This window comes from Pseudomonas phytophila, from assembly GCF_025643095.1.
Classification (GTDB): domain Bacteria; phylum Pseudomonadota; class Gammaproteobacteria; order Pseudomonadales; family Pseudomonadaceae; genus Aquipseudomonas; species Aquipseudomonas quasicaspiana.
The window spans coordinates 999824-1024853 of sequence record NZ_CP081201.1 but is presented as its reverse complement, the minus strand read 5'-3'; the positions used below and the strand labels follow the sequence as shown (position 1 = coordinate 1024853).

Genomic DNA, 25030 nt, shown 5'->3' with positions numbered 1-25030 from the left:
GACGTGTGGTCTTTTGCCGCGTGGCGAGTTGTCTCACCGCTCTGCGGCCCTGTTTTGCAGGCACATGAGAAGAATTTTCATTGTGACGGGCTATGGCTGTGACACGAGATAACCTTCAGATCTGGATCCAATCTGACCGGCTTTTCATGCAACTAACTGTTACAAACTGATAATCTGGCCACTCTCCCCTGCCTGGCTGTTGTTGCTCATGCCGACTCAAGCCCCAGTGTTACTGCGCCACCATCGTCCGTTCGTCGCTTTCTGGTTTGCCCGCATTTTTACGGCCAGCGGTTTTCAGATGCTGACGGTGGCCATTGGCTGGAATCTCTACCAGTTGACCGGCAACGTGCTGGACCTCGGACTCGTCGGTCTGGTGGAGTTCGCGCCTCGTGTGTTGTTCATGCTGCACACCGGGCATGTGGCGGATCGGTACGACCGCCGCAAAGTGGCCGCCATTTGCCAGACCGCGCAGGCATGTATCGCACTAGCGCTGTTCATCGGCAGCAGCACCGACAGTGTCACGCGGGAAATGATCTTTATCCTGGCCTTTGCGCTAGGCGCGTCCCGCTCATTCGAAATGCCCACCACTCAGGCCTTGCTGCCAAGCATCGTGCCCCCTGCCCTGTTCCCTCGGGCAGTGGCCGCAGCGCAATCGGCACAGCAATCGGCAACCATCGTCGCTCCGGCTTTGGGCGGCTTTCTTTACGCGTTCGGCAGTAGCTGGGTGTACGGCCCAACCGTATTGCTTTACGTCATCGCCTGCTCACTGATGCTCAGCCTGCCGGCTCGGCAGACACCGCTGAACAAGAACAAGGCCACCATGGACTCGTTACTGGCCGGAATTCGCTTCATCCGCAGCCGTCCGGACGTACTCGGCGCGATTTCGCTGGACCTGTTCGCGGTGCTGCTGGGTGGCGCCACCGCGTTGTTGCCGGTGTTTGCCAAGGACATTCTGCTGACCGGCCCCTGGGGGCTGGGCATGCTGCGCTCGGCACCTGCAGTCGGCGCACTGGCGATGTCGCTGTGGCTCGCTCATTTCAACGTTGAACGGCATGTAGGGCGGGTGATGTTTACCGCCGTCGGCGTATTCGGCGTGGCAACCATCGCGTTCGGCCTGTCGACATCGTTCTGGTTTTCCATGGCGGTGCTGGTGGTGCTCGGCGCAGCGGACATGATCAGCATGGTGATCCGCGCATCCTTCGTGCAACTGGAAACCCCGGATGAAATGCGCGGCCGGGTCAGCGCGGTCAACGGGCTGTTCATTGGCGCTTCGAATCAGTTGGGTGAGTTTGAATCAGGCCTGACCGCGCACTGGTTCGGCGTGGTTCCGGCGGTGGTGATGGGGGGCGTCGGCACCCTGGCGGTGACGGGTATCTGGATCAAACTGTTCCCGACCCTCGCCAACCGCGACCGCATGCGGGATGTGGTCGCGGAGGCCGAGCCGCAGAAGGTGTAGGGTTTCAGCGTGGCTGGAACCTGTGGGAAGTCCCCACGTCATCACGTGATTTCTGTGGGAGCCGGGCTTGCCCGCGATGCATGAGACGCAGATTAAAGACATACCGCGTAATCGTTTATCGTCGGCAAGCTTAGCTCCTACAAAGTTGCGAGTTTACAAAGGGGTGATGCCGTCAGAGCACCTTATCCAGCGTTATCGGGAAGTCCCGAACCCGCTTGCCGGTTGCGTGGTAAATCGCATTGGCGACTGCCGCCGCAACACCGACGATGCCAATCTCGCCCACGCCTTTTGAGCCCAGCGCGTTAACGATATCGTCGTTCTCTTCGACAAAAATCACGTCTATGTCGTTGATATCGGCATTAACCGGGATGTGGTACTCGGCGAGGCTATGGTTCATGAAGCGGCCCAGTTTATGGTCGCTCTGGGTTTCTTCCTGCAAGGCCATGCCCAGCCCCCAGACAACGCCGCCAAGTATCTGGCTGCGAGCCATTTTCGGGTTGACCACTCGGCCTGCTGCCACTGCGCTGACCACCCGGCTGACGCGAATCGTGCCCAAATCTTCATCAACCTGCACCTCAACGAATACCGCCGAGTGTGTAGCGGTCGAATAGCCTTCGCGCTTCGCATCAGGCTCGGCGTCGACCTGTACCTGCAAACCATCAGGCCAACTGCTCAGCACTTCACTCAGTGCCAACCGGTGATCGCCCAGCGAAACGTATCCATCAGCCACGGTCATTTGCTCGACTTTCGCGGCGAAGAACTTCGCGTCGATCTGACCCGCTGCGGTGAACAACTTCTCACGCAACGCCTTGCTGGCCTGTTGCACGGCAGTGCCCACGGATGAAACCGTGAAAGAACCACCCTGCAAGGGCGCGGTTGGCAACGACGAATCCCCCAGCACAAAAGTGGTGTCTTCGACAGCAACGCCCGCTGCTTCGGCCGCGATCTGCGTCATCACCGTGTAAGTGCCGGTGCCGATATCGGTTGTCGCACTGCTGACGGTCAATTTGCCCTGTGCGTCAATGTGCGCTTTGGCACTGGCTTTCATCTGCATTGCCTCCCAGACACCGCCCGCCATGCCCCAGCCGATCAATTGACGGCCTTCACGCATGCTGCGCGGCTCAGGATTGCGATGGCTCCAGCCAAAGCGATCAGCGCCCTGGGCGTAGCAAGCCTGCAACTGTTTGCTGGAATACGGCTTGTCTTCGTTGCCATTGCGATCAGCGAAATTGACCAGACGCAGTTGCACCGGGTCCATTGCCAGGGCGATAGCCAGCTCGTCCATGGCGCATTCCAGGCCGATCAAACCCAGCGCAGCACCAGGCGCGCGCATGTCCAGTGGGGTGTAAACGTCCAGCGGTGCCAACTTGTAAGTGAGTTCAACGTTGTCGCATTTGTAGAGCATGCCGCTCCATTCCACGACGTGCTCGCTGAAATCTTCAAAGCGGGACGTCTGACCGATTGCCCCGTGCCCTACTGCCAGCAAACGGCCATCGGCGGCTGCACCGAGACGCAAGTGCTGCAAGGTGCGTGGACGATAGCCAAAGGTGAACATCTGCTGCCGGGTCAGGGTGACGCGCACTGAGCGCTTGAGCTCCAGCGCAGCCATAACCGCCAACGGCAGCTGATACTGCGGACGCAGCCCGGAACCGAACGCTCCGCCGACAAAGGCGGCCAGCACCTGAATCTTGTCTTTTGCGATGCCGAACACGTTGTGCAGATAGTCCTGACAGTTTTGCGGCCCTTGGGTCTTGTCATGGACTTGCAGACTGCCATCATCCTTGTAAAACACCGTCGAAGCATGTGGCTCCATCGGGTTGTGATGCTCGACCGGCGTGCTGTAATGGGCATCGACGGTCAGTGCGGAATTGGCAAAGCCCGCCTGAAAGTCACCGCGCGGCGGGGGCAGTTCGGCTGGCGCGGCGTAGCTGTCGCCCTGCACTTCCAGCAGATCGGTTTCATGAGCCTCGACCAGATATTCGATACGCACCAGAGAACCGGCGTAACGCGCCAGCTCAAGGGTTTCAGCCACGACAAGCGCCAGCGGCTGGCCGCTGTACAGCACGCGATCGTTATACAGCGGACGAAATGGCGAGCCGTCTGCCGAGTCGGCGTCTTCATAGTTCTCGTCGTAACTGGCGAGCTTGGGACGGTTCTTGTGATCAAGCACCATCACAACGCCCGGCACGCGCAGGGCTTCGGTGATGTCGATGTGCGTCACACGACCGCGAGCGATGGTGCTGGAGACCACGCTGCCATGCAGCAGACCGGTTTCCGGATACTCACCGGCATAACGTGCCTGACCGGTAACCTTAAGCTTGCCATCGACGCGATCAAGCGCTTGGCCCAGTGGCGAAACAGACGTATTCATTGGGCGCTTCCTCCTGTGGCGGCTGCATCGACCGCGGCATCGCTGAGGGTACGAATGATCGCCCGACGTGCCAGTTTGACTTTAAAAGCGTTGTGTTCCAGCGGCTCGGCATCGGCCAGCAGTGCATCGGCGGCGGCTGCGAAGTTCTCGCGGGACACCGGCTTGCCTACCAGCATTTGCTCCACGGCCTTGTCGCGCCATGGCTTGTGAGCAACACCACCCAACGCCAGTCGCACGTTGCGGATGACATCGCCATCAAGCTCAAGGGAAGCCGCAACCGAGATCAGCGCAAAGGCGTAGGAGGCCCGATCGCGGATTTTCAGGTACTTGCCCTGACCCGCGAAGCTGGCCGGCGGGAGTTCGATTGCGGTGATCAGCTCGTCATCAGCCAATTGGTTGTCACGCTGAGGCGCATCGCCGGGCAGACGATGGAAGTCGGCAAACTCGATGGTGCGCTGTCCTGCGCGTCCCTGAACATGGACAACAGCCTCAAGTGCGGCAAGGGCTACGCACATGTCCGAAGGGTGGGTCGCAACGCATTCATCGCTGGCCCCCAGGATCGCGTGGATACGGTTCAGGCCGTCGCGCGCCGGGCAACCGCTGCCAGGCTCGCGCTTGTTGCACGGCACAGTGGAGTCATAGAAGTAATAGCAACGGTTGCGCTGCAACAGGTTGCCCCCCGTGCTCGCCATGTTGCGAAGCTGTGGCGATGCTCCGGCCAGCACGGCTTGGGACAGCAGCGGATAACGTTGCTCGATCAACGGATGCCAGGCCAGATCAGCGTTGCTCACCAGCGCGCCGATGAGCAGCCCACCGTCGGCGGTTTCGCTGACGTCGTTCAGCGGCAAGCGGGTGATGTCGATCAGATGCTCGGGGCGTGCGACGTTTTCTTTCATCAGATCGAGCAAGTTAGTACCGCCCGCAATGAACCGGGTCGCAGCGCCGCTGAGATTCACGGCCTCGTTGACACTGGTCGGGCGACTATAAGTAAAGGGATTCATCGGCTGCCCTCCGCTTTCTCGAAGCTACCCGTCTCTGAATGGGCGCTGCGCAGCTCCGGCAGGACTTCTTCCACCGCCGCCAGGATATTGCTATAGGCACCGCAGCGGCACAGGTTGCCGCTCATCAGTTCCTGGATCTCGGCACGGCTGTTGGCGCGCCCCTCATTGGCCAGGCCGACCGCCGAGCAAATCTGCCCCGGCGTGCAGTAGCCGCATTGAAAGGCGTCATGCTTGATGAAGGCTTGTTGCATCGGGTGCAGTTGCTCGCCGTCTGCCAGCCCTTCAATCGTGGTCAGCTCTGCGCCGTCACACATGATCGCCAGGGTCAGGCAGGAATTGACGCGCTTGCCATCGCGTAGAACGGTACACGCGCCGCACTGGCCGTGGTCGCAGCCTTTCTTGCTACCGACCAGATCAAGCTGGTCTCGAAGTAGGTCGAGCAATGTGGTCCAAGGCTGGACGTTGAGCTGTCGCGGCTGACCGTTGAGGGTCAGGCTAATCGCGTGGCCAGCGAAATCCTGGGGGGTTGGTGAACTCATGGAAACCTCACGGTAGGTACTCAAACAGCGCAGTTTTTCTGCGTCTTAAGGGGTACGACTCGTGGAGTTTTGGAATCGTTCAGGGTTTGTTGACGGGTGTGGGTTCAGTGGACATTCACTGGTTTCAACTGCATCGGGGCGATAAACGATAGCGTGGTGTGTCTTCTGGCTGCGTCTCATGTATCGCGGGCAAGCCCGGCTCCCACAGATTCGGCGCCAGCCAGTGGCATAGGAATCACAGAGGACTTTACGCCGGACGCGGAGCTGTGGGAGCTGGGCTTGCCCGCGATAAGGGCGCCACGCATATCAGGTCCATCGCGTACAGCATTATCGTCGGAAGGCCGCCCAGACCAAGCCCGGCTCCCACAGATTCGGCGCCAGCCAGTGGCATAGGAATTACAGAGGACTTTACGCTGGACGCGGACCTGTGGGAGCTGGGCTTGCCCGCGATAAGGGCGCCACATATATCAGGTCCATCGCGTACAGCATTATCGTCGGAAGGCCGCCCAGACCAAGCCCGGCTCCCACAGATTCGGCGCCAGCCAGTGGCATAGGAATCACAGAGGACTTTACGCCGGACGCGGACCTGTGGGAGCTGGGCTTGCCCGCGATTTAGTCGATTTGATCTACAGCGAACCGCTGTCCAGCGCTGTTTCAGAGAAATCTGAAGAATGCCGAAGCACACCACTCGTCGGCAGGCAGTCACAAAGCCGTTCGACTGGTATCATGCGCGGCTTTTTCCGACCTGCACAAAATCCGCGGGCCGCTTCGGCAGTCTGTGCTTTGCTGTTCTAGTCGATTCATTCACGACGCAGGCGCGTCACCGGGGAGCCAGACATGCTGGAACGGCTGTTTCAACTCAAGGCACACAACACCAACGTGCGCACCGAGATTCTTGCGGGCGTCACGACCTTTCTGGCGATGGCCTACATCCTGTTCGTCAACCCGAGCATCCTCGGCGCGACCGGCATGGACAAAGGCGCGCTGTTTGTCGCCACCTGTCTGGCGGCCGCCATCGGATCGGCGACCATGGGCATCATCGCCAACTACCCGATTGCCCTCGCACCGGGCATGGGCCTGAACGCGTTCTTTACCTATACCGTTGTGCTGCACTTGGGGCACACCTGGCAGGTGGCGCTGGGTGCGGTGTTTATTTCGGCGGTGATGTTCTTTGTCCTGTCGATCTTTCGTATCCGTGAATGGATCATCAACAGCATCCCGCTGCCCCTGCGCTCGGCGATTGCTGCGGGTATCGGCCTGTTCCTGGCTTTGATCGCCCTGCACAACGCTGGCATCGTGGTCAGCAACCCGGCCACCATGATCGGCATGGGTGATCTGAAGCAACCGGCACCGGTACTCGCTACTCTGGGCTTCTTCCTGATCATCGCCCTGGAAAGACTCAAGGTCCGTGGCGCCGTATTGATCGGCATTCTGGCGGTGACAATCGTCTCGATTGCTTTGGGCTTCACGCCGTTCGGCGGCGTGGTCTCGATGCCTCCTTCGCTGGCCCCGACCTTTTTGCAACTGGACATCAAAGGCGCTTTTGACGTCGGCCTGATCAGCGTGATCTTCGCCTTCCTGTTCGTCGACCTGTTCGACAACTCCGGCACCCTGATCGGCGTCGCCAAGCGCGCCGGGCTGATGGACAAGAACGGCCACATGCCGAAGATGGGCCGTGCGCTGATCGCCGACAGCACCGCCGCTATGGCCGGTTCGCTGTTGGGCACCTCGACCACCACCAGTTACATCGAATCTGCGGCTGGCGTCAGCGCTGGCGGCCGCACCGGTCTGACCGCCATCGTGGTTGCGATCCTGTTTCTGCTGGCGTTGTTCTTCGCGCCACTGGCGGGCAGTGTCCCGGCGTACGCGACCGCTCCTGCGCTGTTGTTCGTGGCGGTATTGATGGCATCTGGTCTGGCCGAAATCGATTGGGACGACCTGTCTGTTGCCGCGCCAGTAGTGATTACTGCGCTGGCGATGCCGTTCACCTACTCCATCGCCAACGGCATTGCATTTGGTTTCATCGCCTGGACAGGCATCAAGCTGTTGTCGGGCCAGTGGCGCGAGCTGAATCCCGCCTTGGTGATCCTGTCGATTCTGTTCGTTGTTAAATTGGGTTGGTTTCCGGCATGAGTGCGAGTATCCCCTTCGATCCTGCGAGCTATGACACTCAGCTCCAGGCCAAAGCAGATCGCCTGCGTGAACTGCTGGCCCCTTTTGATGCGCCCGAGCCGCAGGTGTTTGACTCGCCCAAAGAAAACTACCGGCTGCGCGCCGAGTTCCGCCTGTGGCGCGAAGACCAGAAGCGTCACTACGCGATGTTCACCCCCGGCGATAACAAGAACCCGATCCTGCTGGACGGTCTGCCTATCGCCAGCCTGCGCATCAACGCCCTGATGCCCGTACTGCGCGACCGCTGGGAAGCCAGCAAGGTGCTTAACCACAAGCTGTTCCAGGTGGACTTCCTGACCACGCTGGCGGGCGATGCGATGATCACCCTGTGTTATCACCGCCCGCTGGACGATGAGTGGCTGGCCGAGGCTGAAAAGCTGGCCGCCGATCTGGACGTGAGCCTGATCGGCCGCTCCAAAGGCCAGCGTCTGGTGATTGGTCGTGATTACGTGACAGAAGAGCTGGAAGTCGCCGGTCGCACCTTCAGTTACCGTCAACCCGAAGGTGCGTTCACCCAACCCAACGGTACCGTGAACCAGAAGATGCTCGACTGGGCGTACGCCGCATTGGGCGACCGTGAAGATGACTTGCTGGAGTTGTATTGCGGCAACGGCAACTTCACCCTGCCGTTGGCGACCCGTGTGCGCAAAGTGCTGGCGACCGAAATAAGCAAGACATCGGTTAACGCCGCCTTGAGCAATCTGGCCGATAACGCGGTGGATAACGTGACGCTGGTGCGACTGTCGGCAGAGGAATTAACTGAAGCGCTGAATGAAGTGCGTCCGTTCCGCCGTTTGCACGGCGTGGACTTGAAGAGCTACGACTTCGGCAGCGTCTTCGTCGACCCGCCCCGCGCCGGTATGGACCCGGACACCTGCGAGCTGACCCGCCGCTTCGAACGCATCCTGTACATTTCGTGCAACCCGGAAACCCTGGCCGCCAACATCGCGCAACTCCACGATACGCACCGTGTGGAGCGTTGCGCGCTGTTTGACCAGTTTCCGTATACCCACCATATGGAGTCAGGGGTGTTGCTGGTTCGCCGCTAATCCTTTCCTCTGGAAACACACCCTGTGGGAGCGAATTCATTCGCGAATACGGTAGAAGAGACGATAAACAGGTATCGAATGTACTGGCCTCTTCGCGAATGAATTCGCTCCCACGGGTGTTTTACCTAACCTTCGTTACAACGCCTTTATCTGCCCAATCCCCACCGCCTGCGGGCCTTCGCCAATGCCGTTTTCCAGCGGCGCACCAAACGCATCAAGGCTGATCTGGAAACGATCACCGGGTTGAGTCTTCACGCCATCGGCAAACGACAACGTTGCGGTGCCAAAGTAGTGGATGTGCACATCCCCTGGACGCAAGAACTGCGCGTACTTGAAGTGGTGAAATTCAAGGTTCGCCAAGCTGTGGCACATGTTGTCCTCGCCACTGAGAAATTCCTTCTCCCACAGCACCTCTCCATCACGCAAAACCCGACTCATGCCGGACAGATGACGCGGCAGTTCACCGACCCGCAACTCCGGGCCGTACGCGCAATAGCGCAGCTTGGAGTGCGCCAGATACAGGTAGTTACGGCGCTCCATCACGTGGTCGGAAAACTCGTTACCCAGTGCATAACCCAAACGATACGGCTGACCGTTGTCGCCGATCACATAGAGGCCGGTCAACTCAGGTTCCTCGCCCGCATCTTCAGCAAATGACGGCACCGGGAAATCCCCCCCAGGCCGCACGACAATGCTGCCATCGCCTTTGTAGAACCATTCTGGCTGAGCGCCGACCTGACCGGCTGCAGGCTTGCCGCCTTCGATGCCCCACTTGAAGATCTTCATGGTGTCAGTCATGCCCGCCTCGACCTGACCGTCATGTTGATGCATTTTGTCCCGCGCCGAAGCGCTGCCCAAGTGAGTCAAACCAGTGCCACTGATCAGGCAATGGGCCGGATCTTCGTGATCCAGCGGCGGCAGTACCTGGCGGTTTTGCAGCAAAGAGGCGTAATCCGGACCGGGTTCAGTGCCACGGCTGGCCACTTCATCGGCCAGGCTTTTTCCGGCGCGAATGGCGGCAAGGGCCAATTCGCGTGTGCTTGGAGTTTGACGTACTACGTTGATCGAGTTGCCACCGACGACACCAACCTGGCGTTGACCGGATTGGGTTTCAAATTGGATAAGGCGCATTAGTAGTCCCCACAGAATGAATTCTGTAGGAGCGCGCTTGCCCGCGAAGGGGTCATACCTGCCGCTAGAGATGCATCGAATGTACCGACGTCCTCGCGGGCAAGCGCGCTCCTACAAATCGAGCATTACTCGATAATGTTGAAATCGCTCAGATACTCGTCGGAGATTTCCAGCCCCAGGCCCGGTTTGTTGTCGTCCAGCTGGATATAACCGTTGACCGGCTGTGGCTCGCCCTTGAACACGTAGTAGAACAGCTCGTTGCCGACCTCGACGTCGAACACCGGGAAGAACTCCGCCATCGGCGAGGCGGTGGTGGACATGGTCAGGTGATAGTTGTGCATCTGCCCGGCATGGGGAATCACGGGAACTGACCAGGCTTCCGCCATGGCGTTGATCTTGCGGGCGGCGGTGATCCCGCCGACGCGGTTGGTGTCGTACTGGATCACATCTACAGCGCGGCGCTCCAGCAAGTCCTTGAAGCCGTACGAGGTGAATTCGTGCTCGCCGCCGGAGATCGGCATAATGTTCATCTTCTTCAGCTCGATATAGCCTTCGATGTCATCGGCAATCACCGGCTCTTCCAGCCAACGTGGCTCGAACTCGGCCAGTTTCGGCAACATGCGACGGGCGTATTCCAGGGTCCAGCCCATGTAGCACTCGAGCATGATGTCCACATCTGGCCCGGCCAGCTCACGCAGCGCACGCACCTGCTCGATGTTGCGACGCATGCCCGCGGGGCCGTCTTTCGGGCCATAACCGAAGCGCATTTTCAGCGCGGTGAAGCCTTGATTCAGATAGCCCTGAGCTTCTTCGAGAAACAGGTCGAGGTTGTCATTGGCATAGAGCTTGGAGGCGTAGGTCCAGATCTTTTCCTTGGTGCGCCCGCCCAGCAGTTTGAAGACCGGCTTGTTCACGGCCTTGCCCATAATGTCCCAGATGGCGATGTCGATGGCCGAGATGGCCGCCATGCCGATGCCTTTACGGCCCCAGGCGTGGCTCTGGCGATACATTTTTTGCCAGATGTATTCGTTGTCGAACGGGTCTTCGCCAATGGCGATGGGGGCCAGGTATGTATCAATGATTTCCTTGGCCACACGCGGCGCCAAAGCGCAGTTACCGATGCCGACCAGACCGGTGTCGGTTTCAATTTCCACCACCAGCCAGCCATGGAAACGGAACGAGCCCATGGCATCGCCACGTTCGAAAAGGATGTCGCTGGCATTGGTGCAGAAGTGGGCCTGGGGAGGGACAACCTTGCCTTTCCATTCGAAGACACGGGTGCGGATCGCTTTGATTTTCATGGGCTGCTTTTCCTTGTGTGCCGGTATGTCCTGCATGGCGCGGGACCGGCTTTTTGTAGTTGTTGATCGACAAGTCGATGGGGAAATTTAGCCAGCTGGAAGAGGTGTCGGCTAATCACTTATGCGTATCCAGTGATAGCCTGGGGTGATCGGTTTGGAGGGAAGTCTGTCGTCAGGGTTATAGGATGTCGAAAATCATGTGGGAGCCGGGCTTGCCCGCGATAGGTTCAACACGGTATCTGATACCGAGTCGTTCTTATCGCGGGCAAGCCCAGCTCCCACAGTTTTGAATCGCGTTGAATCAGTAAGAATGTCACCCCATCCGGCAGGCAATTTCGAAGGCTTGGCGAATCGCGCCGACATTGGCCTTGCCCTGCCCGGCGATATCAAACGCGGTGCCATGCGCGGGCGTGGTAATCGGAATCGGCAAACCACCCTGCACCGTCACGCCACGGGAGAAGCCCATCAGTTTGATCGCGATCTGGCCCTGGTCGTGATACATCGTCACCACCGCATCAAAGGCACTGGCATCGCCTTGCACCTTGAGGAAAATCGTATCGCCGGGATACGGGCCATCTGCTGCAATACCCTGCTCCTGTGCGGTTTTAACGGCAGGACCGATGATGTCCAGCTCTTCACGGCCAAACGAGCCATTGTCGCCGTTGTGCGGGTTGAGGCCGCAAACGCCGATACGCGGACGCTCCAGGCCGTTGCGTTTAAGCGCGGTGTCGATCAGACGAATCGCTTCGACCACGCGATTCTGGTTGAGCATGCCCGGCACCGCGGACAGCGCCACGTGGGAAGTCACGCGCGAGGTCCAGAGGTTATCCAGCACGTTGAACTCACAGAACGGCCCGTCGAAACCCAGCAACTCGGCAAACCAGTGCAGTTCGTCGCTGTGAGCCATGCCCGCCATGTGCAGCGAGGTCTTGTTCAGTGGCCCGAACAACACGGCGTCGGTGGTTTTTGCGGCGGTCAATTCGACAGCGATTTTCAGCGTATCCAGGCAATAGCGCCCACCGATCACACTGGCTTCGCTGCGTGAGAACTCACCGACGGCATCGCCGCGATAGTTGAAGAACAACGGCGTGTCGTCAGTGAAAGTCAGGTCTTGCAGAGACTGCACCTGACGATAGGGAAACTCCTTACCGGCGATCTGCATACCGCGCTGCATTTCGGCTTCGTCGGCAATCAGGATCACCTGCGCCTGGCTGCGCACCTGCGGCTCGGCCAGAAGGCGGGCAATCAACTCAGGACCAATACCGGCCGGATCACCCAATACCATCGCAATTCGAGTCTTGCTCATGCTTGATTCCTCATCTGTTCGGGCCACGTCTGTGCAGTGGCTGAAGGCTCGCAACGGTAAATACGTCGCGCATTGCTGTAAAAAAGCTGTTGCTGGTCGGCGACAGGCAAATCGCGAACGATCTGTTTGAAGCCGCTGTAGATGTCGTCGAACGAGCCGCACAGGCTGTCCACCGGAAAGTTACTGGCGAACATCGCCCGGTCTGCGCCGAACATGGCGATGATTTCCCGCACGATCCAAGCGTTGTCCTCGGCCCGCCACGGTTTGCCTGGCAGCCCAAGACCGGAAATCTTCACCACGACATTGGGCTGCTCGGCCAATTGGCTCATGGCAGCGTGCCAACCCGCCAGGCCTTGCTCGCTGCGATCAGACGGCAGCCCCGCATGGTTGAGAATGATCGTGGTGTCGGGGAAGTCTTGCGCCAGCTGTTCAGCCTCGGGGAGATTCCACCAGGGCGTCTGCAAATCGAAATGCAGACCCAGACCGTGCAAGGCAGCAAAACTGCCCCGCCAATGTTCGTCGCTCATCAGGCTCAGCTGCGACCCCACCTGTTCAGGTGATGTCGGCCCTCCAGGCTTGTGCCTGACGCTGCGAACGCATTTGAAAGCCGCCTGAGCCTTGAGAAGGTCAAGCGCGACCGGATGATCCAGCCAGGCCTGCGCAACGATGGCGTTGGGCACCCCGTAGCGAACGGCCAGTTGCTCGACAAAGCGCGTCTCGCCAATCGGGTCGCGGGGGTCCCATTCCGTTTCGACGTAAACGGTTTGCACTACGTGATGCTCACCGGCGTCGGCAAAATACTCTGGCGGCAGGTAACGACGTTTTATCGCGGAATAATCACCGTAGCGAAACGGGATGTTGGCTTCCGGGGCCAGCCACGGATGGTGATTGACCTGCGGGTCCCAGAAATGATGGTGGGCATCGACAATCGGCCCGCTCCACAACTCAGACATCCGCCACCTCCTGCTGACCATCCAGGCTGATAAACAGGGTGGCCAGAACAAACAGTGCCGCGCAGAAAGCAAAGAAAGCGAGCACTGCCCCGAAGCCACCGAAGAACTGCAGGATCACCCCGACCAGAATCGGCACGAAGATCCCGCCGATACTGCCCGCCAGATTCATCACACCGCCGATCAGGCCGACACGGGCCGGTGCGGCCAGCAATGCCGGAAAACTCCAGTACAGGCTGCCCCACATCAGGAAGAACGCAGTCATCGCCAACAGCCCGACCGCCGCGAACGGGTTGCTAAGGGTTGGCAGCATCACCAGAGCGGCCAAGGCAATCAGCCCGGAAAAGGTCAGCAAACCTTTGACCGCCAGCCCTCTGCGCACGCCTTTGCGAATCAGGCCGTCACACAAAAAACCACCGGTCAGCGAGCCCAGCGCGCCGCAAATAAAGATCACGAAGGTTGCCGCGCCAATGCCTTTGATATCAAAGCCGCGGGCCTGAGCCAGATAGCTCGGCCCCCAGGTCAGCAGACCGAAATAGACCATTGCCCAACTGGAGCGTCCGACCAGCAGGCCGGTCAGCGAACGCGCGGCAATGCCCAACCCTTTGACCGGCGCACGGGCGGCCTCGGCGGCAGGCGTCGCGCGGCCCGCATTGATCTTGTCCAGTTCAGCCTGATTGACCTGCGGGTGCACCGACGGATCATCACGCAGATACCGCCAGGACACCCAGCCCAGCAGTAACGTCGCGACACCGGCAATAACGAATGCCATGCGCCAGGAGTCCAGCGTGGCAATCAGGTAGGCAATGATCAAACCGCCCAGCGCGACACCCAGCGGGCTACCGCTGTCCATCATGACAGCGCCACGGCTGCGCTCGCTGGGGGCCAGCCACAGGGAAATCAGCTTGCCGCCAGACGGAAACAACGGCGCTTCCGCCGCCCCGAGAAACATCCGCGCAAACAGCAGCGAAACGCCGCCTGTTGCGAATCCTGCCAACACCTGGAAAGTCCCCCATAAACCGGTGGACCAAGTGATGACGCGACGCGGACCGAAGCGGTCGATCATCCAGCCACCGGGAATCTGCAGCAGCGCATACGCCCAGAAGAAACTGCTGAGGATCAGGCCCTGCATGCTCGGCGACAGCTCGAACTCTTTGGCGATGGTGGGCATGGCGATGGACAGGGAAACCCGGTCGATGAGGTTGACCATGGTCAGAAGAAAGATGATGGCAAAAATCCGCCAGCGCACCGAAGTGGCTCGCGCGGTAGTGGCGACCGCCGGATTGCCGGTAACGGCAGAGACACCTGCGTCAGGCAGATGCACGGGTGCACTGGAACGATCCATGGTGCTTACCTCGTTTTTTATTGTTGTTGTGGGTGTTGCTGTGGCGCCCACTATCAGAGGCGAAGCGATAACCGTCTAATCAAAAAAATACATACGGTGATAACCCAGGGATATCTTTGAGCGCGCGCTGCCTCTCGGTAAATACTGAAACTGTAGGAGTGAGCTTGCTCGCGATTGGATCTATCAGTCGACTTCAACATGAACTGACTAGACGCCATCGCGAGCAAGCTCACTCCTACAGTCCGACTTCTTCGGCAGCCCAAAAAAGTCTCTACCCCCAGATATCACTGACACGCCTCCAAACTCGCCAACCGATAACCCCAGGCTATCGGTGTATCTGATGTTTTGAGTAGACGCCACCGCAATAGCTTCCCACACTCGACCCAAGATTTGCCGGTCCCTGTATCAGGCAAATCGCTCAAAAAACAATTACAAGAAATAGAGGTTTCATCATCATGCGAACCGCATCCTTTCGACGCGTGTCCCGTCTTCTGCTCGGCTGTTCCCTTGTTTGCGCTGGCACCCTTCCCGCCCTGGCCAATGCCTGGCAACCCGACAAGAACGTTGAAATCATCGTCGCCGGTGGCCCTGGTGGCGGGACTGATCAGCTCGGCCGTCTGATCCAGTCAATCATCACCACTCACAAGCTGCTGGACGTCAACACCGTGGTCCTCAACAAAGGCGGTGGCAACGGGGCCGAGGCGTTTCTGGACCTCAAAATGTCCGAAGGTGATGCCGACAAGCTGGTGATCGGCACCAACAACATTTACCTGCTGCCGCTGGTCTCCAAGCTCGGTTATCAATGGCAAGAGCTGACCCCGGTTGCCGCCGTCGCTGAAGACGACTTCATTCTCTGGACCTACAAAGACGCGCCGTGGAAAGACGCCAAGAGCTTCTACGAGACGGTTAAAGCCGATCCATCCAAACTGCGCATGGGCGGCAGCCAGTCAAAGGACGTCGACCAGACCCTGACCTTGCTGCTGAACAAAACCACAGGCAGCAAACTGGTTTACATCCCGTTCAAAAGCGGCAGCGAAGCCTCGACTCAACTGGCCGGGAAACACATCGCCGCCAACGTGAACAACCCCAGCGAAAGCATCAGCCAGTGGCGCGGTGATCAGGTCAAGCCGCTGTGCGTGTTCAGTAAAGAGCGCATGGGCTACACCGACAAAGTCGCCGGGGACAAATCCTGGGCCGACGTGCCGACCTGCCACGAACAAGGCCTGGGCGTCGATCAGTATCGCTTCCCGCGTACCGTGTTCATGCCAGGCAAAGTCACTGCCGAACAACGCGCGTTCTATACCGAACTGATGCGCAAAGTCTCCGAAGCTCCTGAATTCAAGGCCTACGTCAAACAGAACGCACTGGTGCCAACCTTTCTCGAAGGCGACCAACTGAGCGCCTACATCCAGCAGGACACCGCCCGCGTTACGCCGGTGTTCAAGGACGCTGGCTGGCTGCGCGAGTGAACTGACTGATCAGGCCCCACTGCCGGGTGTTCGCCCGGCAGTTATATCCGGAGGTGTTCCATGCCCCACTCTTCTGAAACATCTGCGCTGGTCGGCACTCGCTGGGTCGAGCTCGGGCTGGCGTTGTTTACGCTGCTGATCGGCGCAGTGGTGATGTACGGCAGCCTTGAGCAAGGTATCGGCTGGGGCGACGCTGGCCCCGAGCCGGGTTATTTCCCGTTCTACATCGGCCTGCTCTTGGGCTGCGCAAGCCTGGGCAATATCGTCCTCACGCTGGTGCGCTGGCAGGCACTGAACATCAGCTTTGTCAGCCGCAGCCAGTTTGCTCAAGTCCTGTCAGTGTTCATTCCCATCGCCCTATTCGTCGCAGCCATGCCGTTCACCGGTATCTACATGGCGTCGGCGGTGTTCATTGCCTGGTTCATGTGGCGTGACCGGGTTAGGGCCAAGCCTTACGGCAAACTGATGATCTGCTCGGTATCGGGCGGCGCGGTCCTGGCCAGCTACCTGATCTTCGCGCTGTGGTTCAAGGTTCCACTGGACGCAGGTCCGGTGGGTGACTGGCTGGCAATGGCCGGGAGATCGATGCAATGAGTGAATTCGACTCCCTGCTGCACGGCATGAACCTGATCCTCACTCCGGGCCATATCGGCCTGATGGTGGTCGGTGTACTGCTGGGCATTCTGGTCGGCGTATTGCCTGGCCTCGGCGCCCCCAACGGCGTGGCGTTGCTGCTGCCATTGACCTTCACCATGTCGCCGGTCTCGGCCATCATCCTTTTATCGTGCATGTACTGGGGGGCGCTATTTGGCGGGTCGATCACGTCGATCCTGTTCAATATTCCCGGCGAGCCGTCATCGGTGGCGACCACCTTTGACGGCTACCCCATGGCCCGTGACGGCAGAGCCGCAGAGGCGCTGACCGCCGCATTCAGTTCGGCGTTGATTGGCGCACTGGCTGGCGTACTGTTGCTGACCTTTCTCTCGACACGCATTGCCGAATTCGCCATGTCGTTCAGCTCGCCGGAGTTCTTTGCGGTGTATTTGCTGGCGTTCTGCACGTTTATCGGCATGAGCAAAAACCCGCCGTTGAAAACCGTGGTCGCCATGATGATCGGCTTTGCCATGGCGGCGGTCGGCATGGACACCGTGTCCGGCAACCTGCGCCTGACTTTCGACCAACCGATCCTGATGACCGGGATCAGCTTCGAGGTCGCGGTAATCGGCCTGTTCGGTATCGGTGAAATTCTCTGCACCGTTGAAGAAGGCCTGGTATTCCGCGGCGAACATGCGCGCATCACGCCCATGACGATTCTGCGTACATGGGCCAAATTACCGCGCTACTGGCTAACCATTTTGCGCAGCACGCTGGTGGGTTGCTGGATGGGCATTACACCGGGCGGCCCGACGGCTGCGTCGTTTATGGGTTACAGCCTGGCGCGGCGCTTCTCGAAAAACCGCGACAACTTCGGCAAGGGTGAAGTCGAAGGCGTTATTGCACCGGAAACAGCTGACCACGCCGCGGGCACCAGTGCCCTGTTGCCAATGCTGACCCTGGGCATTCCAGGTTCGGCGACGGCTGCGGTGATGATGGGCGGTTTGATGATCTGGGGTCTGCATCCCGGCCCGACATTGTTTGTCGAGCAGCACGATTTCGTCTGGGGCCTGATCGCCAGCATGTATCTGGGCAACGTCGTCAGTCTGATCGTGGTGCTGGCAACCGTGCCGCTGTTCGCCTCGATCCTGCGCATTCCGTTCTCGATCATTGCCCCGATCATCATCATGATCTGTGCAATTGGCGCGTACTCGGTGCATAACTCGCTGTTTGATGTCGGGCTGATGTTGGTCTTTGGCGCCTTGGGCTACCTGTTCAAAAAGCTCGGCTACCCGATTGCGCCCCTGGTTCTGGCGGCTGTTCTGGGCGACAAGGCGGAAGATGCCTTCCGCCAGTCGATGCTGTTTTCCGACGGGCAACTGGGCATTTTCTGGTCCAATCCGTTGGTGGGCAGCCTGACCACGGCGGCACTGCTGATGTTGTTCTGGCCGCTGATTTCCAGCGGTATCAGAAACGCATTGGGCTGGCGCACGCGTCATGCAGCCAAAGCGAAATCCGCGCAATGAATGGCAAGGGGCTAGCAAGCCATGACATTTCTTGTCAGGCTCAGCCCCAGACTTTTCCGCGAGACGCGATCATGACCCGTATTCCTGATGCCAACGTGATTCACAGCCGCCTGCGCCTTCGCCAGTTACGGTTGATGCTGGCGCTTCAGGAACTGGGATCGTTGCGTCGGGCTGCCGACAACATTGGCATGACTCAACCCGCTGCGACCAAGATGCTTCACGAAGCGGAAGACTTGCTCGGCGTCGAACTGTTTGAGCGCCTGCCACGAGGCATGCGCGCCACGCAGTTCGGCGAAACCGTTATCTATTACGCGCGCATGGTGTTTGCCGAATTGAGCGGCATGCGTGAAGAACTGGTTGCGCTGGAGTCCGGCAACCTTGGCCGGGTCGCAGTGGGTGCGATTCCCGCTCTGGCTTCGGGCCTGCTGACCCGAACCATCGCCGAATTGAAGAAAAGCCATCCGCGTCTGTCCATGAGCATTCAGGTCGATACCAGCGATGTGCTCGTGCAGGCGTTACTGCAAGATCAACTGGACGTGGTGCTCGGCAGGATTCCCGGCGGTGCTCGCTCCGATGATCTGCTGTTCGACAGTCTGGGCGAAGAAGAACTCTGCGTGGTTGCTGGCGCAAAGCACCCCATGGCCAACGTAACGCAACTGGGCTGGGGCGACATGCAAGACATGACCTGGGTCCTGCAACAGCACCCGAGTCCGATGCGTTCGATCATCAATCAGGTGTTCCACAATGCCAGGGTCGACATCCCCAGCAGCATTGTTGAAACCACGTCGATCATGACCTTGCTGTCGCTGGTGCAACAGACTGACATGCTCGGCGTAACACCTTTGTCGGTGGTCGAGGACTATCCCGGACGCGACTTGCTGGCAGTGTTACCGATCAAATTCGAGGCGCGGCTGCCGCCGTACGGCCTGATTACACGTCGCCATCGTGTTCAGTCCTCGGCCATGCAGGCGTTCATGAACTCAGTCAAAAGCGAACAACGTCTCGTACGTGGCTAATTACCCGGACTGACCGCGAACTATTTGCCTCCTGCTCCTCTCTACTCCTGCGCTAGATGTACGTCGTTCAACTCCCATTCAGGTAACGCGTCTGACAATCGGACTGGCGCAGCCTGTGGGTAGCAGCGACACTCCTTACAGGATTAAAAGAGGATTCCCACATGCTATGGAAAAAGGGTCGGCGCAGCGATAACGTCGTGGACGCACGTGACGGCAGCAGCGGCGGCGGTGGGATGCGCATCGGAGGCAAGGGACTCGGCATCGGCGGCGTGATCATCATCGTGGCTATCGGTCTGCTGACCGGTCAGGACCCGATGCAGATTCTCGGCCAGCTCACCGGCCAGGCGACACAAGCGCCAACGTCAAGCGAGACCCGCCAGCCGCCACCGGCCAACGATGAACAGGCAGAGTTCGTCCGGTCGATTCTCGGCGACACCGAAGACACCTGGCGCGCTGCTTTCCAACTGGGCGGCCGCCAATATAAAGACCCGACGCTGGTGCTGTTCAGCGGTCAGGTGCAGTCCGCGTGTGGGTTTGCCACATCGGCCAGCGGGCCGTTCTACTGCCCTGCCGACCAGAAGGTCTATCTGGACATGGACTTCTTCCGCGAAATGTCACAACGCTTCAAGGCCGCAGGCGATTTTGCTCAGGCCTATGTGATTGCTCACGAAGTAGGCCACCATGTGCAGACACTGCTGGGCGTTTCGGAAAAGGTTGATGCCGCCCGCCGCAGTGGACAGCGAATGGAGGGCAGCAACGGTTTGCTGGTTCGCCAGGAGCTTCAGGCTGACTGTCTGGCAGGTGTTTGGGCCTACAACGCACAAAAGCGTTTGAACTGGCTTGAGCCGGGTGATATTGAAGAAGCCTTGAATGCAGCCAACGCCATTGGCGATGATCGCCTTCAGCAACAGGGTCAGGGGCGCGTAGTGCCGGACTCGTTTACACACGGGACATCCGCCCAACGGGTTCGCTGGTTCAAAACCGGCTTTGCCCAGGGCCAACTCAACCAATGCGATACGTTCGCCGCCAAGAGCCTCTGATCACATGATGAAACCGCTGCTGATCCTGTCGTTAAGCACCCTTCTGAGTTTCAACGCTCACGCCGAGGATCAGGCGGTCACATCCATCAGCCCGGAGCGCCTGACAATCAATGGCACCCAGGCGACGCTCGGCATGAGCCTGAACTGGAATCAGCCCCGGCCGCAGATCGAGCGTGCAGTGATCGTGCTGCATGGCCGGCTGCGTAACGCACCGACTTACCTGCGCAGCATCGAACGCGCTGCCAACCAGTCGAAGCAGCGTAATAAAACCCTGCTGATCGCCCCGCAGTTTCTCGACGAGAAAGACATCACTGCGCATCACCTTGGCGACAACGTGTTGCGCTGGCATGGCGACCAGTGGATGGCGGGTGAAAACGCGGTTGGACCGAAGCCGGTCAGCTCGTATCTGGTCATCGACCACATTCTGCGTCGCCTGAGCGACAGCAAGCTGTTCCCGAACCTCAAGGAAATCGTCATCGCCGGGCATTCCGGCGGTGCGCAAGTGGTGCAGCGCTACTTGATGATCGGCGGCAAGGAAGACGTGCTGCTGAAAAAGGAAGGCATCAAGCTGCGCTACGTGATCGCCAACCCTTCGTCGTATGCCTACTTTGATACCGAGCGACCGTTGCCCGTGACCAAGGCCAGTTGCCCGGGCTTCAACGAATGGAAATATGGTCTGAACGGCATGCCGCCTTACGCGGGCAAAGTCAAAACGGCCGAGATCGAAGACGATTACGTAAAACGCGACGTGACTTACTTGCTTGGTGAGAAAGACATCGACCCGAAACACCCGGCTCTGGACAGGACCTGCGGCGCAGAAGCGCAAGGCTCACAACGTCTGGAACGTGGCGAGAACTTCTTCAAATACCTGCAGAAACGTCATCCACAGGGGCTGAATCAGCATCTGGTGATAGTGCCCAATGTCGGCCACAGCGGCGACGGAATCTTCACCTCACCCCAAGGGCAGGCGGTATTGTTCAAGGATTTTTGAATCTGAACACCAATCCCCGGTAGGAGCGAACTTGTTCGCGAGGCGGCAGACCTGAACCACCGCGTAACCCCTCTCGCCAACAAGTTGCCTCCTACCCGACACCGCGCCAACCGGTAGGAGCGAACTTGTTCGCGAAGCGTCAGACATGATTCACCGCGCAACCCCTATCGCCAACAAGTTGCCTCCTACCTGATACCGCACCAACCGGTAGGAGCGAACTTGTTCGCGAGGCGGCAGACCTGATTCACCGCGCAACCCCTATCGCCAACAAGTTGCCTCCTACCTGATACCGCGCCAACCGGTAGGAGCGAACTTGTTCGCGAGGCGGCAGACCTGAAACACCGCGTAACCCCTCTCGCCAACAAGTTGCCTCCTACCCGACACCGCGCTAAACGGTAGGAGCGAACTTGTTAGCGAAGCGTCAATCCAGCAACGCCCGTATTTCCCCACAATCCTGCGCATGCCAGTCCGCCAATTCCGGCCAGGGGTTCTCCGGCAGGTTGACCAGGATGGTTTTGGTACCGGCCGCACGCCCGCAATCCAGGTCAAAACGGTAATCCCCCACCATGACCATTTGCGCGGCAGGCACCTGCCAGGCATTCGCAAAGTGCAACAACCCGGCGGGGTCTGGCTTATGCGGGGCTTCGTCACGACCGAGGATGTCCTCCACCGCAAAGCAATCCGCCAGACCGATGGCCTCCAGCGTCACATGGGCCAACTCCTGGGCGTTGCGGGTCAGGATGCCCAGACGATAACCGCGCCCGGCCAGTTCGCGAACCAGTTCAACGGCACCGGGCGCAGCTTTGGAAGCGAGAGCCAGCTCCCGCTCATGCTCCAACAGCCAGGCATGCTTGGCTGCCGCGACATCAGCAGGCAACGCCGCCAGATGCCCAAGAATGTCGTGATCCTGCGGGATATCCAGCGCACGTTTGATCGCCGGGAAATCATGGGCGGCCACGGTCAGCGTGCCGTCCATGTCGAAGACCCAGTGGCGAATCCCGGAAAGACTCATGCCCAGTCCTTGCGATGACGAATCAAACCTTCCTGGCTGACCGACGCCACCAGTTGCCCGGCGCGGTTGTAGACGCTGCCCCGGGAGAAACCACGGGAATTGCCCGCCCATGGACTGTCCATGGCATACAGCAACCAGTCATCAGCCCGCAGGTCGCCGTGGAACCACAGCGAATGGTCTAGGCTGGCGACCTGCATATCCTTCTGCCAGACCGTCTTGCCGTGGGGCAACAAAGAAGTGGTCAGCAGATTGAAGTCCGACGCGTAAGCCATCAGGTATTTGTGCATCGCAGGCACTTCCGGCAGCGAGCCGTCGGTGCGGAACCAGATGTACTTAACGGCCTCGGTCGGCTGCGGGTTGTAAGGATCGCTGGCAGTGACCGGGCGAAACTCGATAGGCTTTGGGCAGAGCATCTTGTCGCGCATGTTCTCAGGAATCAGGTGCGCCCGTTGCTGCATCAGTTCCAGCTCTGAAGGCAGGTTTTCCGGGCCAACAATTTGCGGCATCGAGGTCTGGTGCTCAAAACCCTGCTCGTCGTATTGAAACGAAGCACTGCAGGTGAAGATCGGCTGACCTTTCTGGATCGCCGTCACCCGGCGCGTGCTGAAGCTGCCGCCATCGCGAACCCGATCCACCTGATACACCACCGGCAAACCAGCATCCCCCGGACGCAGGAAATAACCGTGCAAAGAGTGCACGTGCCTTGCGTCTTCAACGGTCTGGCTCGCCGCCGACAGCGACTGCCCCAGAACCTGGCCGCCAAACAGCTGACGAAAGCCAAGGTCCTGACTGCGGCCACGGAACAGGTTTTCTTCAATCGGTTCCAGGCTCAACAGCGCAACCAGATCATCCAACACTTGGCTCATTCATTACTCCTCGCACAAACGGTTCGTCCGCCTATCAAGCGTGACAAAAGCTGAAATGATACAGAATTTAACGTCATCAGCCCCTTCAAGCTTGCAGCGTATCCAGCCATTGTTGACGAGTAATGCGATACAGCACGTGAGGCTGCAACGGATGTTCCGGCGGCAGGTTCGGATGTTCGAAGTCATCGACCGGGTCCGTGGTCATGCCGATCACCTGCATCACTTTTTGCGAAAGCTCATTGCTTTGCGCTGCGAACGACACGATCTCATCCACCCCCAGATGCTCGAACCCACAGCCCAGCGCCGTCCAGGCCGCTTCGCTGGCGTAACCAAAGCCCCAGTGCTCCCGAGCCAGACGCCAGCCAATCTCAATGGCCGGAGTGAAGTGTGATTCAAAATTCACCACGCCAAGCCCGGTGAAGCCAATGAACTGGCCGGTGTCCTTGCGCTCCAGCGCCCACAAGCCAAACCCCAGCTCAGCAAAGTCCCCGCGTATGCGGCCGATCAGTGCAGCGCTTTCCAGGTAACTCAGTGGCTCAGGAAAATAGCGCATGACATTGGGGTCCGCACACATGTCGGCAAACGCCTGTAAATCGTCATCTCGCCACTGGCGCATCAACAATCGCGCGCTCTCGAGTTTAAGAATCGGCTCCATCGGTTTCTCCATTAACCGGTCAGTCACTGTGTCGGCCAGTGTAGCTTTGCGTTGTTTCACAAAGCTGGGCGTTCAGGGGCAATGCTGGCACTATCCGGCTTCGACCTCTGAACGGACCCGAAATGTCCCTGCCGCTCATCTATCACGAGGATTACAGCCCGGACTTCCCGGCTGATCATCGCTTTCCCATGGACAAGTTCCGCCTGCTGCACGATCACCTGATCGACAGCGGCCTGACCAGCGACGCTGCCTTGCTGCGACCGCAGATCTGCCCGAACGACATTCTCGCACTGGCCCATGACCCTTCTTATATACGACGTTACATGGAAGGTGACTTGTCCCGCGAGGATCAGCGGCGTCTCGGCCTGCCCTGGAGCGAGGACCTGGCACGGCGCACGGTACGTGCCGTGGGCGGTTCGTTGCTGACCGCTGAACAGGCCCTCCAGCACGGGCTGGCGTGTCATCTGGCAGGCGGCACTCACCACGCGCATTACGACTATCCAGCCGGGTTCTGCATTTTTAATGATCTGGCGGTGATCAGTCATTACCTGCTGCAAAGCGGTCGCGTCGGCAAAGTGCTGATCTTCGATTGCGACGTGCACCAGGGCGACGGCACGGCGCGGATTCTCGCTGATACCGAGGACGCGATTACGGTCTCGCTGCACTGTGAAAAGAACTTTCCAGCGCGCAAAGCCGAGAGCGACTGGGACATCCCGCTGCCGATGGGCATGGGCGATGACGAATACCTGAAAGTCGTCGATGACTTGCTTAACTACCTGTTGCCGTTCTATCAGCCGGACCTGGTGCTCTACGATGCCGGCGTCGATGTCCATCAGGATGACGCCCTGGGCTACCTGAAACTGACCGACGCCGGAGTGGCCGCCCGCGATGAAGCGGTGCTGCGCCACTGCATCGGGCGCAACATCCCGGTCATGGGCGTCATTGGCGGCGGCTACAGTAAAGACCGCCAGGCCCTGGCGCGCCGACACGGCATCCTGCACCACAGCGCGCAGAGGGTCTGGGTGTCGGAGGGGTTGTGAACTCTGTCTCATGACACCACGCAGGACCTGTAGGAGTGAGCTTGCTCGCGATAGCGTTTAATCAGGCGAAGTATTTTCGATTGGAAGATTGCCATCGCGAGCAAGCTCACTCCTACAGGTATGCGCTTCAATTCAAAGGATCGCATGTTGTTTGGTAGGAGCGACCGGAGCGCGGTGCAGGTAGAATGCCCCACCAAACC

Annotated in this window: 21 protein-coding genes; 10 read left to right on the top strand and 11 right to left on the bottom strand. The window is 59.3% G+C overall.

Annotated features, from left to right (window positions below):
• Positions 1-208: 208 nt before the first annotated feature.
• Complete coding sequence (locus K3169_RS04350; protein WP_231671447.1) at positions 209-1456, top strand: MFS transporter; 1248 nt, start codon at positions 209-211, stop codon at positions 1454-1456.
• 172 nt (positions 1457-1628) lie between these two features.
• Here K3169_RS04350 and K3169_RS04345 read toward each other — a convergent pair whose 3' ends face one another.
• Genes K3169_RS04345 through K3169_RS04335 form a run of 3 tightly spaced genes read right to left on the bottom strand, consistent with a single transcriptional unit; the run spans position 1629 to position 5367 of the window.
• The gene (locus K3169_RS04345; protein ID WP_231667667.1) at positions 1629-3827 is read right to left on the bottom strand and encodes a xanthine dehydrogenase family protein molybdopterin-binding subunit; all 2199 of its coding nucleotides are present in this window, start codon (positions 3825-3827) and stop codon (positions 1629-1631) included.
• Positions 3824-4828, bottom strand: coding sequence for an FAD binding domain-containing protein (locus K3169_RS04340; RefSeq protein ID WP_263270160.1), 1005 nt, complete (start codon positions 4826-4828; stop codon positions 3824-3826). The genes K3169_RS04345 and K3169_RS04340 overlap by 4 nt, the downstream gene beginning before the upstream one ends.
• The gene (locus K3169_RS04335; RefSeq protein WP_099270057.1) at positions 4825-5367 is read right to left on the bottom strand and encodes a (2Fe-2S)-binding protein; all 543 of its coding nucleotides are present in this window, start codon (positions 5365-5367) and stop codon (positions 4825-4827) included. Before K3169_RS04335 ends, K3169_RS04340 begins: the two co-directional genes overlap by 4 nt.
• Before the next feature lie 837 nt (positions 5368-6204).
• Here K3169_RS04335 and K3169_RS04330 point away from each other — a divergent pair.
• Positions 6205-7500: an NCS2 family permease gene (locus K3169_RS04330; protein WP_122708675.1), complete on the top strand. Its 1296-nt coding sequence runs from the start codon at positions 6205-6207 to the stop codon at positions 7498-7500.
• A complete protein-coding gene (trmA, locus tag K3169_RS04325; RefSeq protein ID WP_231667664.1) occupies positions 7497-8588 on the top strand; it encodes a tRNA (uridine(54)-C5)-methyltransferase TrmA in 1092 nt (363 codons plus the stop codon). The genes K3169_RS04330 and trmA overlap by 4 nt, the downstream gene beginning before the upstream one ends.
• 135 nt (positions 8589-8723) lie before the next feature.
• Here the strand turns inward: trmA and araD1 are convergent, their stop codons facing one another.
• The 5 genes from araD1 to K3169_RS04300 all read right to left on the bottom strand — a co-directional run bounded on the left by araD1 (position 8724) and on the right by K3169_RS04300 (position 14621).
• Complete coding sequence (araD1, locus tag K3169_RS04320) at positions 8724-9719, bottom strand: AraD1 family protein (RefSeq protein WP_263270156.1); 996 nt, start codon at positions 9717-9719, stop codon at positions 8724-8726.
• Between the two features lie 125 nt (positions 9720-9844).
• The gene (locus K3169_RS04315; protein WP_032627344.1) at positions 9845-11020 is read right to left on the bottom strand and encodes an L-rhamnonate dehydratase; all 1176 of its coding nucleotides are present in this window, start codon (positions 11018-11020) and stop codon (positions 9845-9847) included.
• A 313-nt stretch (positions 11021-11333) separates the two neighbouring features.
• The gene (locus K3169_RS04310; protein ID WP_231677767.1) at positions 11334-12326 is read right to left on the bottom strand and encodes a 4-hydroxythreonine-4-phosphate dehydrogenase PdxA; all 993 of its coding nucleotides are present in this window, start codon (positions 12324-12326) and stop codon (positions 11334-11336) included.
• The gene (locus K3169_RS04305; RefSeq protein WP_231667662.1) at positions 12323-13279 is read right to left on the bottom strand and encodes an amidohydrolase family protein; all 957 of its coding nucleotides are present in this window, start codon (positions 13277-13279) and stop codon (positions 12323-12325) included. The genes K3169_RS04310 and K3169_RS04305 overlap by 4 nt, the downstream gene beginning before the upstream one ends.
• A complete protein-coding gene (locus K3169_RS04300) occupies positions 13272-14621 on the bottom strand; it encodes an MFS transporter (protein WP_231667661.1) in 1350 nt (449 codons plus the stop codon). Before K3169_RS04300 ends, K3169_RS04305 begins: the two co-directional genes overlap by 8 nt.
• Positions 14622-15076: 455 nt before the next feature.
• Between K3169_RS04300 and K3169_RS04295 the strand changes: the two genes are divergently transcribed.
• The 6 genes from K3169_RS04295 (at position 15077) to K3169_RS04270 (ending at position 21257) form a co-directional block, all read left to right on the top strand.
• On the top strand, positions 15077-16090 hold the full coding sequence (locus tag K3169_RS04295) for a Bug family tripartite tricarboxylate transporter substrate binding protein (protein ID WP_263270150.1): 1014 nt from the start codon (positions 15077-15079) through the stop codon (positions 16088-16090).
• Positions 16091-16150: 60 nt separating this feature from the next.
• On the top strand, positions 16151-16684 hold the full coding sequence (locus K3169_RS04290) for a tripartite tricarboxylate transporter TctB family protein (RefSeq protein WP_027900500.1): 534 nt from the start codon (positions 16151-16153) through the stop codon (positions 16682-16684).
• A complete protein-coding gene (locus K3169_RS04285) occupies positions 16681-18210 on the top strand; it encodes a tripartite tricarboxylate transporter permease (protein WP_027900501.1) in 1530 nt (509 codons plus the stop codon). Before K3169_RS04290 ends, K3169_RS04285 begins: the two co-directional genes overlap by 4 nt.
• A gap of 71 nt (positions 18211-18281) precedes the next feature.
• Complete coding sequence (locus K3169_RS04280) at positions 18282-19226, top strand: LysR family transcriptional regulator (RefSeq protein WP_263270147.1); 945 nt, start codon at positions 18282-18284, stop codon at positions 19224-19226.
• 161 nt (positions 19227-19387) lie between these two features.
• On the top strand, positions 19388-20266 hold the full coding sequence (locus tag K3169_RS04275) for a neutral zinc metallopeptidase (protein ID WP_263270145.1): 879 nt from the start codon (positions 19388-19390) through the stop codon (positions 20264-20266).
• 4 nt (positions 20267-20270) lie between these two features.
• Complete coding sequence (locus K3169_RS04270) at positions 20271-21257, top strand: alpha/beta hydrolase (RefSeq protein ID WP_263270143.1); 987 nt, start codon at positions 20271-20273, stop codon at positions 21255-21257.
• Positions 21258-21678: 421 nt separating this feature from the next.
• On the opposite strand, the gene K3169_RS04265 is transcribed toward K3169_RS04270, so the two are convergent.
• The 3 genes from K3169_RS04265 to K3169_RS04255 form a co-directional block, all read right to left on the bottom strand.
• Positions 21679-22269, bottom strand: a complete 591-nt coding sequence (locus tag K3169_RS04265; RefSeq protein WP_231677764.1) for an HAD family hydrolase — start codon at positions 22267-22269, stop codon at positions 21679-21681.
• A complete protein-coding gene (tesB, locus tag K3169_RS04260) occupies positions 22266-23135 on the bottom strand; it encodes an acyl-CoA thioesterase II (RefSeq protein ID WP_027897894.1) in 870 nt (289 codons plus the stop codon). The genes K3169_RS04265 and tesB overlap by 4 nt, the downstream gene beginning before the upstream one ends.
• A gap of 85 nt (positions 23136-23220) precedes the next feature.
• On the bottom strand, positions 23221-23790 hold the full coding sequence (locus tag K3169_RS04255; protein WP_122805452.1) for a GNAT family N-acetyltransferase: 570 nt from the start codon (positions 23788-23790) through the stop codon (positions 23221-23223).
• Positions 23791-23912: 122 nt separating this feature from the next.
• Between K3169_RS04255 and K3169_RS04250 the strand changes: the two genes are divergently transcribed.
• Positions 23913-24830, top strand: coding sequence for a histone deacetylase (locus tag K3169_RS04250; protein ID WP_263270140.1), 918 nt, complete (start codon positions 23913-23915; stop codon positions 24828-24830).
• Positions 24831-25030: the final 200 nt, after the last annotated feature.